This is a genomic window from Terribacillus halophilus (assembly GCF_900162685.1).
GTDB classification, from domain to species: domain Bacteria; phylum Bacillota; class Bacilli; order Bacillales; family Amphibacillaceae; genus Terribacillus; species Terribacillus halophilus_A.
The window spans coordinates 42525-57613 of the sequence record NZ_LT727827.1; the positions used below are offsets into that span (position 1 = coordinate 42525).

14 protein-coding genes are annotated in these 15089 nt (G+C 42.1%); 3 read left to right on the forward strand and 11 right to left on the reverse strand.

Annotated elements, in window-relative coordinates; translation table 11 throughout:
* Positions 1–20 precede the first annotated feature (20 nt).
* From B1K52_RS01140 to B1K52_RS01155, 4 genes are all read right to left on the reverse strand, one after another.
* A complete protein-coding gene (locus B1K52_RS01140) occupies positions 21–2162 on the reverse strand; it encodes an ATP-dependent Clp protease ATP-binding subunit (protein WP_077304372.1) in 2142 nt (713 codons plus the stop codon).
* Between the two features lie 439 nt (positions 2163–2601).
* Positions 2602–4182 (reverse strand): acyl-CoA synthetase MbcS, encoded by a 1581-nt coding sequence (gene mbcS / locus B1K52_RS01145; protein WP_077304375.1) that lies wholly within the window; start codon positions 4180–4182, stop codon positions 2602–2604.
* A gap of 111 nt (positions 4183–4293) precedes the next feature.
* Complete coding sequence (locus B1K52_RS01150) at positions 4294–5166, reverse strand: DNA-3-methyladenine glycosylase family protein (protein ID WP_077304378.1); 873 nt, start codon at positions 5164–5166, stop codon at positions 4294–4296.
* 12 nt (positions 5167–5178) lie between these two features.
* Positions 5179–6066 carry a LysR family transcriptional regulator gene (locus B1K52_RS01155; RefSeq protein WP_077304381.1) on the reverse strand — a complete coding sequence of 296 codons (888 nt, stop codon included), beginning with the start codon at positions 6064–6066 and terminating at the stop codon, positions 5179–5181.
* Between the two features lie 114 nt (positions 6067–6180).
* On the opposite strand from B1K52_RS01155, the gene B1K52_RS01160 reads away from it, so the two are divergent.
* The gene (locus tag B1K52_RS01160) at positions 6181–6717 is read left to right on the forward strand and encodes an NAD(P)H-dependent oxidoreductase (RefSeq protein WP_077304383.1); all 537 of its coding nucleotides are present in this window, start codon (positions 6181–6183) and stop codon (positions 6715–6717) included.
* A gap of 102 nt (positions 6718–6819) precedes the next feature.
* Here the strand turns inward: B1K52_RS01160 and pdaA are convergent, their stop codons facing one another.
* From pdaA to B1K52_RS01180, 4 genes are all read right to left on the reverse strand, one after another.
* On the reverse strand, positions 6820–7611 hold the full coding sequence (pdaA, locus tag B1K52_RS01165) for a delta-lactam-biosynthetic de-N-acetylase (RefSeq protein WP_077304386.1): 792 nt from the start codon (positions 7609–7611) through the stop codon (positions 6820–6822).
* 89 nt (positions 7612–7700) lie between these two features.
* Positions 7701–7853, reverse strand: coding sequence for an SE1561 family protein (locus tag B1K52_RS01170; protein WP_256855809.1), 153 nt, complete (start codon positions 7851–7853; stop codon positions 7701–7703).
* A 71-nt stretch (positions 7854–7924) separates the two neighbouring features.
* On the reverse strand, positions 7925–8722 hold the full coding sequence (locus B1K52_RS01175; RefSeq protein WP_077304392.1) for a YfkD famly protein: 798 nt from the start codon (positions 8720–8722) through the stop codon (positions 7925–7927).
* 64 nt (positions 8723–8786) lie between these two features.
* Complete coding sequence (locus B1K52_RS01180) at positions 8787–9182, reverse strand: OsmC family protein (RefSeq protein ID WP_143588834.1); 396 nt, start codon at positions 9180–9182, stop codon at positions 8787–8789.
* A gap of 139 nt (positions 9183–9321) precedes the next feature.
* Here B1K52_RS01180 and B1K52_RS01185 point away from each other — a divergent pair, with 139 nt between their 5' ends.
* Positions 9322–10500 carry an MFS transporter gene (locus tag B1K52_RS01185; RefSeq protein ID WP_077304398.1) on the forward strand — a complete coding sequence of 393 codons (1179 nt, stop codon included), beginning with the start codon at positions 9322–9324 and terminating at the stop codon, positions 10498–10500.
* A gap of 35 nt (positions 10501–10535) precedes the next feature.
* Here the strand turns inward: B1K52_RS01185 and B1K52_RS01190 are convergent, their stop codons facing one another.
* The 3 genes from B1K52_RS01190 to B1K52_RS01200 are packed head-to-tail and all read right to left on the reverse strand — an operon-like array spanning position 10536 to position 13011.
* Entirely contained in the window at positions 10536–11225 is a 690-nt protein-coding gene (locus B1K52_RS01190) for an amino acid ABC transporter permease (protein ID WP_077304401.1), read from the reverse strand.
* The gene (locus B1K52_RS01195; RefSeq protein ID WP_077304404.1) at positions 11222–12109 is read right to left on the reverse strand and encodes a transporter substrate-binding domain-containing protein; all 888 of its coding nucleotides are present in this window, start codon (positions 12107–12109) and stop codon (positions 11222–11224) included. Before B1K52_RS01195 ends, B1K52_RS01190 begins: the two co-directional genes overlap by 4 nt.
* Before the next feature lie 26 nt (positions 12110–12135).
* Complete coding sequence (locus B1K52_RS01200; protein ID WP_077304407.1) at positions 12136–13011, reverse strand: transporter substrate-binding domain-containing protein; 876 nt, start codon at positions 13009–13011, stop codon at positions 12136–12138.
* Positions 13012–13247: 236 nt separating this feature from the next.
* Between B1K52_RS01200 and B1K52_RS01205 the strand changes: the two genes are divergently transcribed.
* The gene (locus B1K52_RS01205; protein WP_256855810.1) at positions 13248–15083 is read left to right on the forward strand and encodes a heavy metal translocating P-type ATPase; all 1836 of its coding nucleotides are present in this window, start codon (positions 13248–13250) and stop codon (positions 15081–15083) included.
* The last annotated feature ends 6 nt before the right edge of the window (positions 15084–15089 follow it).

The following is a 15089-nucleotide window of genomic DNA, read 5'->3' on the forward strand; positions in this document are numbered from 1 at the left end:
AAGCGTGAGTCCCTTTTCTATTATTTACTTGCTACTGTAATCTGATCTTCAACCATGTCTATTACCATACTGCTTACATTCTCTTCTTCAAGGATGAAATCAGTAATTTTATCTTCTACTTCACTTTGGATAACCCGACGTAATGGGCGAGCACCAAAGCGTGGGTCATAGCCTTTCTTAGCCAAGAAGTGTTTTGCTGCTTCTGTCACTTCAAGCTGATAGCCTTCTTCTTCCATATTGTTCTCCAAGTCTCCAATCATAAGCTCGACAATTTGTACAAGGTCTTCCTCTTTTAATTCATCGAAGCTAATAATGGAATCAAAACGGTTTAGGAATTCTGGTTTAAAGTAAGCGCCAAGCTTCTCGATAACAGATACCGCTTCGTTGCTTGAATTCGTAAAGCCGACAGAAATCTGTTTATCTCCTGTACCAGCATTACTTGTCATGATGATAACTGTATCTTTGAAACTTACTTTCCGGCCTTGGCTGTCCGTTAAGTGACCGTCTTCCATGATTTGCAAGAACATATGCTGTACATCTGGGTGTGCTTTTTCAATCTCATCCAAAAGCACAATTGTGTAAGGATTACGACGCACACGCTCAGTGAGCTGGCCAGCTTCTTCATGTCCTACATATCCTGGAGGAGAACCAATTAGTTTCGCCACAGAGTGACGTTCCATGTACTCACTCATGTCTAAACGGATAAAGGATTCGCGTGTTCCGAACATCTCTTCTGCCAATGCACGGGTAAGCTCTGTTTTACCAACACCAGTCGGACCTACAAAGAGGAATGAACCAATCGGACGCTGCTTGGATTTCAAACCAGCACGGCTGCGTCGAATCGCTTTAGCTACTCGTTCAACTGCCTGCTGCTGTCCAATTACTTTGCCGGACAAATTAGCAGCCAAGTTTTTCATCTTGTTTTGTTCTTCAGATTGAATCTTCGTTACAGGAATACCTGTTTTTTCTTCCACAATCTGCTGAATGACTTCGACTGTCACTTGGCCTTTTTCTTCATCCTTCGGTTCTTCCAGCTTTTGTTCAAGCTGAATTTCCTCTTGACGAAGATACGCGGCACGTTCGTAATCCTCACGCCCTGCAGCTTCTTCCTTCTCTTTTGAAATTTGTGCAAGTCGCGTTTGGATAGCATCTTCATCTGTTGTCACAGTTAATAAGTTAATGCGAGAACCCGCTTCATCTAGCAAGTCAATTGCTTTATCAGGCAAGAAGCGATCTTGGATATAGCGTTGAGACAAGTTTACGCTGGCATTAATTGCATCTTTACTATAAGAAACCTGATGGTACGCTTCGTATTTTTCCTGCAAGCCTTTTAGTATCTCAATCGCCTGTTCGGTTGTTGGTTCTTTCACCATAACAGGCTGGAAGCGTCGTTCAAGCGCTGCGTCTTTCTCAATTTGACGATATTCTTTTAAAGTTGTAGCACCAATCAACTGCAGCTCACCACGAGCAAGTGCAGGTTTCAAAATATTCCCTGCATCCATTTGAGAGCTTTCGGCAGTTCCTGCTCCGACTAATAAATGAATTTCATCAACGAATAAAATAACATTTTTACGTTGCTGCAGTTCAGAAATAAGTTGTTTCATTTTTTCTTCAAACTGCCCACGCATCCCTGTATTAGCGACAAGCGATGCCACATCAAGCAAGTAAATCTCTTTGTTTTGCAGCTTCACAGGAACATTGCCCTCCACAATTTGCAGAGCTAGTCCTTCAGCAATTGCTGTTTTACCTACACCAGGTTCTCCGATTAGAACTGGGTTATTTTTATTGCGTCGATTTAATGTTTCAATCACACGTTTAACTTCCTGTTCACGCCCGATAACCGGATCAATCAGACCCGCTCGTGCACCGTCTGTTACGTTTTTACCAAGTGAATCAAGCAATCCGCCGCGTCCGCGTCCTCTACCGCCTGCTTGTGCCTGCTGATTTCCGCCAGCTTGAAAACCGGACTGAGATCCGCCAAACATATTTTTAAAGAAATCATCCATGGTTCCGCCATTAGAAGCGGAGCCAGCTGGGTTTTTAGATGTATTTTTTATTTCATTATAGCAAGTATGGCAGAGCTGTAATTGCTGTTTTTGGTTGTTGAATTGCATTAACAAGTTCACGTTTGCTTCTCGTTCACCACAATGTTGACATTTCATATTACAATTACCTCCCCAAAGGTTAGATGTTTTAATTGGCCAAGTGTCAATTTGACTTTGACTATCTTTGACCTTGTAAACCTATTATAGTCTGACCTTCTTTGACTTTCAAGCCTTTTGCATTACTTTTTTATAGTTATTTCAATTAAGCTTATAAGGAGAAGTAACTCTTTTATAGAAGAAAGCTGCGTTTATAGGGAAAGATTTAGTTCGTGAACTCCTACCTAGCGGCATTCTTTAACCGCTGCATGTAGTCCATATCTTGTCTACCTATGAAACATTATGAACGAAATCCAAGGCTGTACAGTTTGCCTTCTCTAAACTGACAGCACCTCACTTCTTTTCACCGTATTCACTATTTTAGTGAGAAATAAACCTAACAAAAAAGACTGTCGAGATCTACTCGACAGCCTACACTGCTATATAGCGCAATTTCTATTTATTTTGCATTTCTTTTTTCATTGTTGCGAAGTTCAACTCGTCTGATTTTACCAGAAGATGTTTTCGGCAGGTCTTTGACGAATTCAATTTTACGCGGGTACTTGTATGGTGCAGTTGTATTTTTAACATGTGTTTGCAAGTCTTTCACAAGACCAGGCTCGTTCACGTCTACACCTTCGCGCAAAATGATAAATGCTTTGACGACGTTGCCGCGGATTTCATCCGGACTTGCTACAACAGCACATTCTGCAACAGCTGGGTGTTTCACCAAAGCGTCTTCCACTTCGAACGGTCCAATTGTATATCCAGAGCTGATGATAATATCATCGCTGCGTCCTTCAAACCAAAAGTAGCCGTCTTCATCAATAGATGCTTGGTCACCCGTAACGAAATAGCCGTTGCGTTCTGCTTGCGTGCGGCGTTCTGGCTCACGGAAATATGTTTTGAACAAAGCAGGACTGTCGAGTTTCAAAGCGATATCGCCGACTTCGCCTGTTTTGACTTTATTCCCGTCTTCATCAATAACAACTACTTCATTTCCTGGAGTCGGTTTACCCATAGAACCTGGTCTCGGCTCCATACCTTTCATAATACCTAACAGCAATGTGCTTTCTGTCTGACCATAACCATCACGCACAATGATATTAAAGTGCTTCTGGAATACGTCAATTACTTCTCTGTTCAATGGTTCACCAGCTGAAACCGCACTGTGCAGCTCATTTAAATTATAGCTGCCAAGATCCGTTACTTTTGCCATAAGACGATACTCGGTCGGCGTGCAGCAAAGTACATTGATCTTATAGTCCTCTAATAAGGAAAGATACGTTTTCGCATCAAAGCGTCCCATATAAACGAAGCCAGTTGCTCCTGTTCCTAATACAGAAAGGAATGGACTCCATACCCATTTCTGCCAGCCTGGTGCAGCTGTTGCCCAAACGATATCTCCTTCCGAAGCAGATAACCAGTTTTCAGCCGCTGTACGTAAATGCGCGTATCCCCAGCCATGTGTATGCACTACCGCTTTGGGATTACCTGTTGTTCCGCTCGTATAAGATAGCAATGCTAAATCGTCTCTCGTTGTTTGTACCGTTTCCAGTTCAGCTGACGCTGTTTCTTTTATCGCTTCAAGATTGTGCCAACCCGCAGCGGAACCGCCAATAGCAAGCTTTACTAAGCTATCTTGATTCTCGATATCTTCAAACTGCTCTGTGAATGCGTGGTAGCTAATAATGCTTTTCACTTTTCCATGATCAATGCGGTATTGCAAATCCTTTGTTTTCAGCATTTCGGAGCTAGGAATGATTACAAGTCCGAGCTTCAATGCCGCAGCGTAAATATGATACGCTTCTACGACACGCGGTACCATAACAAGAATCGCATCGCCTTTCTCCAAGCCCAGCTGTTTCAGAACATTACCGGTGCGGTTCACATCCTGAAATAACGTTTTATACGTTACTTCCTTTTTATTTCCCGCTTCATCCATCCAAATAAGCGCTTTTCGTTCTTCATCTGTAACGAATCGCTCCATTTCATTCACGATGTTGTACTGTTCTGGTGCAATCAAATCTTTTCTTTCCATACTTACGCCTCCTAAATGGCTGCCTGTTTTAACTAATGCACTCATTATAGCAGACGTGGGCGTGAGTTCCCACTAATAATTGTTACCAAATTATAAAACTTGATATTAGTATCAGGTCTCAATACTTCTCCAAAGGGTTACAGCCGCGTAACTGCGGTACGGAGCCCACCTTTCTCCTCGCTCATGAATGCTTGCTGGAGTTGGTTTCTCAGGCAAATCTTCATAAGATTTCAAAGCTTTTTGAATTCCGATATCAGCAGCTGGTAATAAGTCTCCACGCCCTAATCCAGAGAGCATCCAGTTCTGAGCAGACCAACTCCCCAAACCACGAATCTTTATCAATTCTTTTGCAATTGTCTCATCTGGTTGAGTTGATAATTGCTCCAAATTCAGCTTCCCTTCTACAATAAGGCGACTTGTATCAATTACATACTCAGCTTTTCGCTGGGAGAACTGCATGCTGCGTAAATCTTCATATGACAGGGAGGCAATTCGTTCCGGCGACGGATAAAACCAGACATCATCCGTAAATATTCCATACGCTTCCACTAAACGATTGGTAAGTGTATAGGCGAATTTCAGATTCAATTGCTGATGAATGATTGTTTTCATTAAACAATAATAGAGGTTCGTATCTTTTACGATTGGGGTACCTGCGTGCGCGTAAAAAAGCTGTTCCAGATCTGATCCAACAAAATGAGCTGCAACCTCCGCCAAATCTCTATCCCATTGCAGCCAGTTTTGCACCCAATCGATAATCTCTTCACTTTTTGCAGTATCTGCAGAAGACACCCGCACAGCAGGCGCAGTAATCGGTCCGCTGAATTGCAGCTCTACAATGTGCCTCGATTCATCTTGTAAAACAATTGGAAGCTTTATAAGATGTTCATCCACGTCAACAACATTTAATGCATCCATTTTCCATCTTTTCATTAAATAATGATAATCGTATGTATGCTTTCCTATAAGGTCTTTTTCCCACATGAATAGCCTCTCCTATCCCGCTTGATTTATAACATAGTCGATTGTATCCCGCATAACTTGTGACAGCCGTTTATCCTTATGCCATAGCAGCTTGGTGGTAGGCTGATGAATCGTTTCTTCGAGTGCTAATGAGGCAAGTGAACCTGCCTGTAATTCTTTTTCAACTGTCATTAATGGTAAATAAGATAGCCCTAAACCAGCAAGTACACACTGTTTGATAGCTTCAATACTGCCAAATTCAATTATGTTCTCTGCATTTAGGTTCTTCTCCTGTAACACCCGCTCTAATTCTGTCCTGTACGAACAACCTTGCTCTGTCAAAATTAATGGGTGCTGCATTACCTCTGTCAGATGTATTAGCGATTTGGCCGCCAAAGGGTGACTCCGTGCGGATACAAATACTATTTCCTCACGATAAAGCGAAATGGACTCCAGCATACGAAAGGACCTTTCTCGATCCATAATAAGTGCTAAATCTAATGTACCTTCTTGCAGCATTAATTCGGCGTCGCTAGTAGATGGAACGGGTTTTAAGATAATCTGAACTTTTGGATATTGCTCACGAATATAGCGCAGCAATTGTGGAAGACGGTATATGCACTGACTTTCACAAGCACCTATCATGAGTGTACCCTTCTCCTCCAGACCTTCTCCTAATTCTTCTTTCATCTCATTATGGAGTGTTAAGATTCTTTTTGCGTAATGCTGCATTTTAAATCCAGCTTCTGTAAGGTATATCCTCTTGCCAAGCCTTTGAAACAGCTCTACTTGATACTCCTTTTCAAGTGATTTAATCTGCGCAGTGACACTCGATTGTGCGTAATCAAGCAGCCGTGCTGTCTTCGTAAAATTGAGGGTTTCAGCCGCTAGAGCAAAAGTCTTCAAATGGTTGATATGCAAACAAACTCACTCCTAAATCGCTATTTCCGATGATACCAATCAAATTATTCAGCTTTTTCTATATATGGATGCAGTATACACTTTTTATATAAAAAACGGAAAGGACAAGATGTCATGTCTATAGGATTGATAGTTGGAAGTACCCGCGAAGACAGCAACAGTAGGCTGCTTGGTGAAAAACTCGTGGCCGGGACTGTATATCATACACTGGAAACCAAGAATTTAGAGTTGATGGATTTTGAGGATTCCCGTCATGAAAATGCGCCGGCACCACTTGACTCGTACACCACGCTATTGCTGGACTTTCTGCTGGAGAATGATGTAATTGTTTTCGCTGTACCGATTTACTGGTACGGTATACCCGGCAAGTTAAAACTGCTTCTCGATAGGCTGAGCTACATTTTCAGACAGCCTGCATTTAAACACAAGAAGCCTAAGGAAGCAATTGTATTAGCAGTTGGCGGCGATCGGCCTCGATTCAAAGGGTTGCCTCTAATTCTGCAGTTTCAGCATATATTTGACCTTCTCGATATACGCTTTACACACTATATATTGGCAGAGGGGAACAAACCTGGAGAGGTAATGAAAGATGAAAAGGCGCTTGCCGAAGTTAAATGGCTGCACAGCTATTTAAGAGAAGAGGTACAGTGATGGAGAAACAGCCGCAGAAAACCTGGCGTGACTATTTCATGGAAATAGTCAGAAGTATTATCGAGCGAAAATAAATAAAGCTGATCCTCGGAACGGATCAGCTTAAAATTGTGTAACGGCTTTTGGCAAGATATCCTGCTTGACTAGGTCGTCCAATGTACGGAAAGAATAGCCTTGTTTTTTTAGTTCGATAATTAATTCCTCTAATGCTACTGCGTTGTCCTCGGAAACGCTATGCAGCAGCACGACTGCTCCTGGGTGCATTTGCGCCATCACTTGATCATACGCATGCTGCCAGCCTTTTTGTTCGCCCGTCTTCCAATCGGCATAAGCCAGTGACCAGAATACATTTGTATAGCCCATATCTTCCGACCACTTGAGGGAACGCGCACTGAAAGTACCGCGAGGCGCCCGGAGATAATGCATATCATCCTGCTCGGTTAAATCAGCTACAGCAGTTTCCAGCATGTCGAGCTCTTTCTGCATTTTCTCTTTGGAAACCTTGGTTAAGTCAGGATGATGATAGGAGTGATTGCCAATAATATGTCCTTCATCTACCATCCGTTTGACCAATTCTGGTGCAGAATCCACATAGTGACCAGTAATGAAAAAGGCAGCTGGAACTTCCTGCTTCTTTAGAACGTCCAAGATTTCATCTGTATAGCCTTGTTCATAGCCATTATCAAACGTAATATAAACTGTTTTTTCTCCAGAATCATCCAAATAATAACTATGGTATTTGTCCAATAGCTGTTGATACTTCCCTATTTCCGGGATGCTTCCATTTTTGCTTTTCACAAATCCCCATCCGTAGCTGACAGAGCTTTCAGCCGCCGTGAGTGTTGGCGCAATCAGCAGCAATACGAGGATTAACATCATTGATTTATATCGCATTTCTCACACGCTCCTTACCCATAGCGTGCGCTAATCAGAAGGCAAGTATGCGACGTAAAAAATAGCAAAAGCCGTGCATCTGCACGGCCTTACTTGAATTTATTCTCCATGTCGTCAAGCATCCGGAGCATCTCATCAATCTCATCAAGAGAAGTTTGTTCCGGTTCAATATTGTCAAGATAGTCCATGAATGCAGCAAGCCGCTGCTTCAAGTCATCTACTTTATTCGTTGGAATGGTCAAGGCTAAAACTCCTTTAACGTATCGTCTGTCTATCATGTAGCGTATACGTAATTATAGCATACCCATACATTTTATTGAACGTTGAAGGTAAAGGATAGGTGGTCTTGAATTGGAATCCACGCACCAATTCCCTGTTTTGTAATATTTTTAATCACAATCTGCTTTTTCGAACCTTTTAGTTCCACATACACTTCTCCAAACGTTATCGTACCCTTTTCATTAACAGCTGGAGCATATGCAGTAAGAATGCCCGCTTTATTCAATGGGACACCATATTCATTCTCTTTGTTTGTTCCTTTCCCAATTACTGTCTGGAACGATAACGGAAGCTTGGTATTCTTTTGTGCTTGCTGAAGCATCATCAGCTTGATATCTTTTGGATTTTCGATTTCAGCTGTCAGACCGCCTTTCACATACCGCTCTTCCTGCTGTTCATAATTCATTTGCTTAGCAGATTCGCCACCAGCGTTGCTCACTTGATTTGAATTTACTTTTTGATATTGCCAGTTAATATTCGTTTCTTCAGACGTATATTCCAGCGGCCAGTGCCCCATAAAAATCATACCTCGATAGCCGATAGCCAATGGTGATGGTTTCAAAGAGGATTCGTTTAAAATACGAATAAGCTCTGGATTTTGAATGACGATATCACTTTCTTCCGTCAGTTCTTTTACTAGCTCACTTGGCTCCAAAACAATTTGATCTTTATTGGAATTTGGATATGTGTTCTCTTTTGAGATATTTAGAACGTGGTTTGGAATTTCAGTCGGATCTTTTTTCTGTACGTTCTCTGCCTTCCCCGACACAGAAAAAGGAAGCGTCAGCATAAGCAGTGCCATTATTGCAATTAAGATTCTCGTGAATTTCATAAAGAAAAGCCCCTGCCTTTCAGATTTTTTCCTAGTATCTGAAGACACGAGCTTTCCTATACATTTAATAATGGTTCAAGTGAATGACTTCCAAATGTTCTTCTATCTCAATACAATCCTTGACGGTTTGGACCATCGAACAGTTTTTGTGCGCGAGCTGAAGGTTTTTTTCGAGCTGACCTTTGTCTAAGTGAAAACCACGCACAACGTAAGTCAGTGTAATCTTGGTGATACGGTTTGCATCCTGTTCATCTCGCTCCACTTCCGTCAGAACTTCCATGTCATCTATTTCCAAGCCCTGTTTCTCCATAACTTTACGAAAAACGGACGCGCTGCAGCCTGCTATAGAGGAAACCATTAGCTGGTAAGGTCTGATACCAAACAATTCATTCCCATCAATATCTAACGTTTGATGGGGCAGATCAATACGAAAACCATGCTGTTTCATCGTTAACTTCAATTGACTCATCCTCTTCTACTTTTCCAGCCTATATTCCCCCTTTGGCCAGCGTTCTAACCCACCTGCTTGATTGACCAATCTTAGCAAAAACTATACAGTAGAATTTGGAATTTATCTTACATACAGGGGTAATGACAATATGAGAAATGCTTACAGTTTTTGGATCCTCGTCAGTATTGTTGCGGTCTCCGGCTTCAGTCAAGGGCTTCTGCTGCCATTGATTGCCATCATTTTCGAACAAGACGGTTTGTCCTCTTCCATGAATGGGCTGAACGCAATCGCCATTTACATTGGAATTTTGGCGGTCTCGCCGTTTATGGAGGCACCTTTGCGCAAGTTTGGTTATCGACCAGTTATTATAGCAGGAGGACTAATTGTTGTCGTCGCTCTGTTTGCTTTTCCTTTATGGAAGTCTTTTTGGTTTTGGTTTGTCTTGCGCTTATTAATTGGCATCGGAGACAATGCGCTTCATTTCGGTACGCAGACATGGATTACTTCCTCTTCACCAGACAAAGTCCGAGGAAGAAATATCTCTATTTATGGTTTATTTTTCGGCATTGGTTTCGCAGTGGGTCCACTGATGACATCATTGGTTAAGATTTCAGAATCTTTGCCATTCATCTTGTCCGGCGGTCTGTGCTTGATTGCATGGTTCACCCTCTTCCAGCTGCGCAACGAGTTTCCTGAGTCCGAAAATACGCAAGCTGCAAATCAGCAAGGACTTGTGCAACGATTTGGATCAACTTTGAAATATGCATGGGTCGCCTTTCTGCCGCCGCTTGGTTATGGCTTCTTGGAATCTTCTCTTAACGGAAGTTTTCCTATCTATGGACTGCGTCAGGATATTGGCGTTTCCGAGGTATCTGTTTTGCTCACGAGTTTTGCAATTGGAGGCATCGTGTTCCAAATTCCGCTTGGTATGCTAAGTGATAAATTCGGCCGTAAATATACGCTGCTCACCGTCATACTCCTAGGAACAATCTGTTTCGGCGCTGCTGGATTCTTGGAAGCACATTATGTTGCCCTCTTCATTTGCTTGTTCGTTGCAGGGATGATGCTGGGATCCACATTTTCACTAGGAATCAGCTATATGACAGACTTAACACCACGTCATTTACTGCCTACAGGCAATTTGCTCTGCAGCATTACATTTAGTCTTGGCAGTCTCGGCGGACCGTATCTTAGCGGGGTATTTATTGAAGAACTTCCGCATGTCAGCTTCTTTCTTATTATGACTGTCATTTTTGCCGGCATCTTTATTACCTTACTCGTACATGCCATTTTCTCCAGACATGCAGTAGCAGCTCAACAACATTAAGAGGGATGCACCCACCCGGGCGCATCCCTTTTTCTTTAATTTATATAACGTGAAAAGCGCTTTTCCAGCCGCTCCTGGAAATAAGAAATGATTATACAAAGCGGCCAATAGACTAGCGCTACCGTAATGTACATCGTCATGGAGTCAAACGTCCGTCCAGCAACGATTTGTGCCTTTTGAAACATCTCCGGCACTGTTATAACCGCCGCCAAACTTGTCGCTTTCACCAAATCAAGGAATACATTCGTCAGTGGCGGCATTGCGACCCGAATAGCTTGCGGCGTGATGACACGCGTCAGCGTCTGCCAGTAATTCAATCCAAGGGCATACGAAGATTCCCATTGTCCATAAGAAATGCTGCTCAGCGCCCCGCGATTAACCTCCGCAATGTATGCAGCACTATTTAATCCAAATGCGAGTACTGCGCACGTAAAAGCATCCAATTGAATTTGGACGACAGGCAGCCCTTGATACAGGATGAACAAGAAAACGAGAATCGGCGTTCCTCGCATAAAGGAAATATAGAAACGTGTTGGCCACCGTAAGAAAAAGAATCTAGAACTGCGGCCTATCGCCAAAAAGAAGCCAAGGAGCAGCCCGATTGCCATAGCGGCAAAGGCGACAGCTATCGTCATCGGTAATCCCTCCAGAATAAATGGAAGGTTATCCCAAGCTAATGTAGGATCAAAAAACTTTCCTAAGTCCATCAGCTCAAATGGCATCATTTTGCTTCTTCTTCCTGTTGTTTCACTAATTCATCGATGGATGGAATGTCTTCTTCTGGCTCCTTTGAAACATCTGCACCATCAAAGAACTTTTCCGAAAGTTTCGTTAGGGTTCCGTCTTCTTTCATTTCACCAAGCACCTTGTCCACTTGCGCTTTCAGCTCTGTAGCATCATTCGACATAATCACTGCGTTCGCAGATCCATCAAATTTAAAATCTGGATGAATGGTAATATTGAAGTCTGGGAATGCCTGCAGCGCTAAAGATTGTAAATAATAGTCATTAATGATTAAATCAGTCCGTCCATTATCAACGTCACGCAAATATACATCATTGGTTGTATTACCATAAGCTACAACTTCGGCACCAAGACGTTCTGCTATTTTACTGTATCCAGTCGTTGCTTCTCCGCCTGCTTTTTTACCTTTCAAATCAGACAAGCTTTCAATTCCTGATAAATCATCTTTTCGTACAATCATCGTTGTATAAGAGTATTTATACGGCTCACTATACGCAAATTTCTCTTTCCGCTCTTCTGTTATGCCAATATCGTTGGCTGCCATATCCACTCGGCCATTTTGCACAGAAGCGAGCATATTGTTGAAGTCAGACGTTTTAAATTCGACTTCCAAATCCAGGCGCTTGGCAATTTCTTTGACTACTTCTACGTCATAACCTGAGATTTCATCAGAGCCATCTGGGTAATAACTTGCCGGATATAATGTTCCAGAAGTTCCGACAGTAATCTTGCCTGTTTCTTTAATGTTTTCCCAAATCTTATCATCAGCCGCCTGCTCCTTACCATCTTTATCTTCAGAAGTACCACATGCACTCAGTATGAGGACGAATAGCAAACTGCATAGAAATATAATGTGCTTTTTCATCGTGAAGTCTCTCCTTTTTTGGTTCTTTATTTTTGTTCTTCAAGCAAGTCCTTAACTGTTGGCAATTCTTCTTCTGGTTCCTTGGACACGTCTGCCCCGCCAAAGAATTCTTTAGACAGCTTCGTTAAGGTTCCGTCTTCGCGCATCTCATTCAGCGCCTTGTCCATTTGTTTTTTTAGTTCTGTCGCATCTTTTGGCAACAGTGCTCCTTGCGTGATTTGATCGAATTTGAAATCGGGATGAATCATAATATTGAAATCAGAAAACGCTTGAAGTGCTAATGACTGCAGATAATAATCATTGATAATCAAATCTGTACGACCATTGTCTACATCACGCAGATATACATCGTTTGCTGCATTATTGTAAGCAACAACTTCTGCACCTAGCTGCTCTGCTATCTTACTGTGGTTCGTAGTTGCTTCACCGCCGGCACGCTTTCCTTTTAGATCCTCAAGGCTATGGATACCTGACAAATCATCTTTCCGAACAATCATTGAAGTGAACGAATACTTATATGGTTCTGTAAAAGAAAACTGCTCTTTTCTATCTTCTGTAATTTCAATATCATTCGCAGCAATATCAACTCTTCCATTTTGAACGGATGCCATCGCATTATTGAAATCAGACGTTCTAAACTCCACTTCTAAATCCAATCGTTTGGCAATCTCTTTAATGACTTCCACATCATATCCCGTAAGCTCATCCGAACCTTCTGGATAATACGAAGCAGGATACAATGTTCCGGATGTACCGACTACTAACTTACCTGCATCTTGAATTCTTGCCCAATCCGTGTTGCTGTCAGCGCTTTCAGAGTTACCTTCTCCATTGGTCCCGCATGCAGCCAAAAGAAGCATAATCATAAATAAAGATCCGATAATAGCTAATCTTTTCCTCATAAGGCGATACACTCTCCTATTGTTCTATTTTTATATATTTTAAAAGATAACAGGTAATTACCACTATTTCAACATTATTATTAACTGTTTCACTTTTTATCTTCCTCTGTTTCATTTTAAATTAAAATAATTTCTTTTTTATATTGATTTTAATTAAACTCTCGAATATGATGTAATTAGTATTAGATTATAATTATTATAAATAAATATTACATAGATATGAAGGATGAATAAAATTGAGAAAACACATCGAATTAATTGCAGCTTTAGTTAGCGGCCTTCTAATTGTAATTACTTATTTCAGTCTGCACGAAACAAATGCCGCTCCTATTGCTTATTGTATCGCTTACCTTATCGGCGGCTTCTTCAAGGCAAAAGAAGGTATTACCGAGTCAATCATTGATCGGAAATTAAACGTAGAGATGCTGATGATTTTAGCAGCGATTGGAGCGGCTATTATTGGACATTGGCTGGAAGGTGCACTGCTTATCTTTATCTTTGCCCTATCTGGAGCATTAGAGACGTACACAGAGAACAAAAGCAGCGCAGAACTACATGCGCTTCTTTCCCTTCAGCCTAATGAAGCAACTAGATTAACCGATGCTGGCAAAGAAATTGTTCCTGTTGATCAGCTGCAAGTAGATGACCATGTGGTCGTGCTGTCTGGAGAACGCATTCCCACTGACGGTATCATTACAAAAGGAATTACTAGTATTGATGAAAGTGCCATCACCGGAGAAAGCATTCCGGTTACAAAGGCAGAAGGAAATGAAGTTTTTGCGGGTACTGTCAATTCAAGTGCTGTGTTAGAAATTCGCGTCACCAAGCCTGCCAAAGAAACCCTGTTTCAACGGATTATCTCAATGGTGCAAACTGCACAGTCCCAAAAATCACCCGCCCAGCATTTTATCGAACGATTTGAAGGTCCTTATGTCAAAACGGTTTTGCTCCTTGTTTTGCTGCTTTTCCTCGTTCCGCCGATTATCTCGTCTTGGACATTTACTGAGTCCTTCTACCGCGCCATGATTTTGCTCGTAGTTGCCTCTCCTTGCGCATTGGTAGCTTCTGTCATGCCTGCTACTTTATCAGCAATTTCAAAAGGAGCCAGAAATGGCATCTTAGTAAAAGGCGGCACTCACCTTGAAACGCTTGGAAAAGTGAAAGCTGTAGCATTTGATAAAACTGGCAGTCTGACGGTTGGCAGACCTTCTGTAACCGACTATATTATCAATAAAAACGGTGACTCTTCCGTCGTATTACAGGCTGCTTATGCAATTGAATCACAATCTTCTCACCCTCTTGCAAAAGCCATTGCTGCTTATGCAAAAACACACGCAGCTGAGCCTGCCGAGCGAGTAAAAGATACAGCTGGGAAAGGTATGGACGGCATTTGGAAGGGACAGACATGGCGAATTGGTAATGCTTCCTTTATGCACAAGCCAATTGGAGAGCATTTAGCTGAAAAAGCAAAAAAACTCGCTGAAGCCGGGAAATCCCTTGTATATATGGAGAATAATGAAGAAGTACTTGCAGTGTTCGCCTTGCAAGATACAATCCGACCAGAAGCAGAAGCTGCCATTCATAATTTAACAAAGCAAGGGATAGCAACCATCATGCTGACAGGCGATAATGAACAAACAGCACGCGCTATAGCTAAAGAAGCTGGTATTACAACATACCGAGCAAATTGCATGCCTGAAGAGAAAGCAGCCGCAATCAAAGAACTGGAAAGCAGTTATGGAACAATTGCCATGGTTGGAGATGGCATTAATGATGCTCCTGCACTCGCCACTGCTCAAATTGGGATTGCGATGGGCACTGGAACAGATGCTGCATTGGAAACGGCAGACATGGTTCTGATTAAGAATGACTTAGGTAAACTTACAGATGCTATGAAGTTATCTAGAAGAATGCGACGAATTATTAAGCAAAATGTTGTATTTTCCGTAGCTGTGATTATGTTGCTCATCTTAGCGAACGTGAGTCAATCTCTCGGCTTACCGCTTGGCGTTGTCGGACACGAGGGCAGTACGATCCTGGTTATCTTGAACGGATTACGCCTGTTGCGATAAAAAAGA

Excerpts from the sequence above, each read along its gene's own strand:
- B1K52_RS01160 (WP_077304383.1), top strand. The coding sequence starts at position 6,181 with ATGTCTATAGGATTGATAGTTGGAAGTACCCGCGAAGACAGCAACAGT.
- pdaA (WP_077304386.1), bottom strand. The coding sequence starts at position 7,611 with ATGCGATATAAATCAATGATGTTAATCCTCGTATTGCTGCTGATTGCG.
- B1K52_RS01200 (WP_077304407.1), bottom strand. The coding sequence starts at position 13,011 with ATGAGGAAAAGATTAGCTATTATCGGATCTTTATTTATGATTATGCTT.
- B1K52_RS01190 (WP_077304401.1), bottom strand. The coding sequence starts at position 11,225 with ATGATGCCATTTGAGCTGATGGACTTAGGAAAGTTTTTTGATCCTACA.
- B1K52_RS01175 (WP_077304392.1), bottom strand. The coding sequence starts at position 8,722 with ATGAAATTCACGAGAATCTTAATTGCAATAATGGCACTGCTTATGCTG.
- mbcS (WP_077304375.1), bottom strand. The coding sequence starts at position 4,182 with ATGGAAAGAAAAGATTTGATTGCACCAGAACAGTACAACATCGTGAAT.
- B1K52_RS01195 (WP_077304404.1), bottom strand. The coding sequence starts at position 12,109 with ATGAAAAAGCACATTATATTTCTATGCAGTTTGCTATTCGTCCTCATA.
- B1K52_RS01140 (WP_077304372.1), bottom strand. The coding sequence starts at position 2,162 with ATGAAATGTCAACATTGTGGTGAACGAGAAGCAAACGTGAACTTGTTA.
- B1K52_RS01185 (WP_077304398.1), top strand. The coding sequence starts at position 9,322 with ATGAGAAATGCTTACAGTTTTTGGATCCTCGTCAGTATTGTTGCGGTC.
- B1K52_RS01150 (WP_077304378.1), bottom strand. The coding sequence starts at position 5,166 with ATGTGGGAAAAAGACCTTATAGGAAAGCATACATACGATTATCATTAT.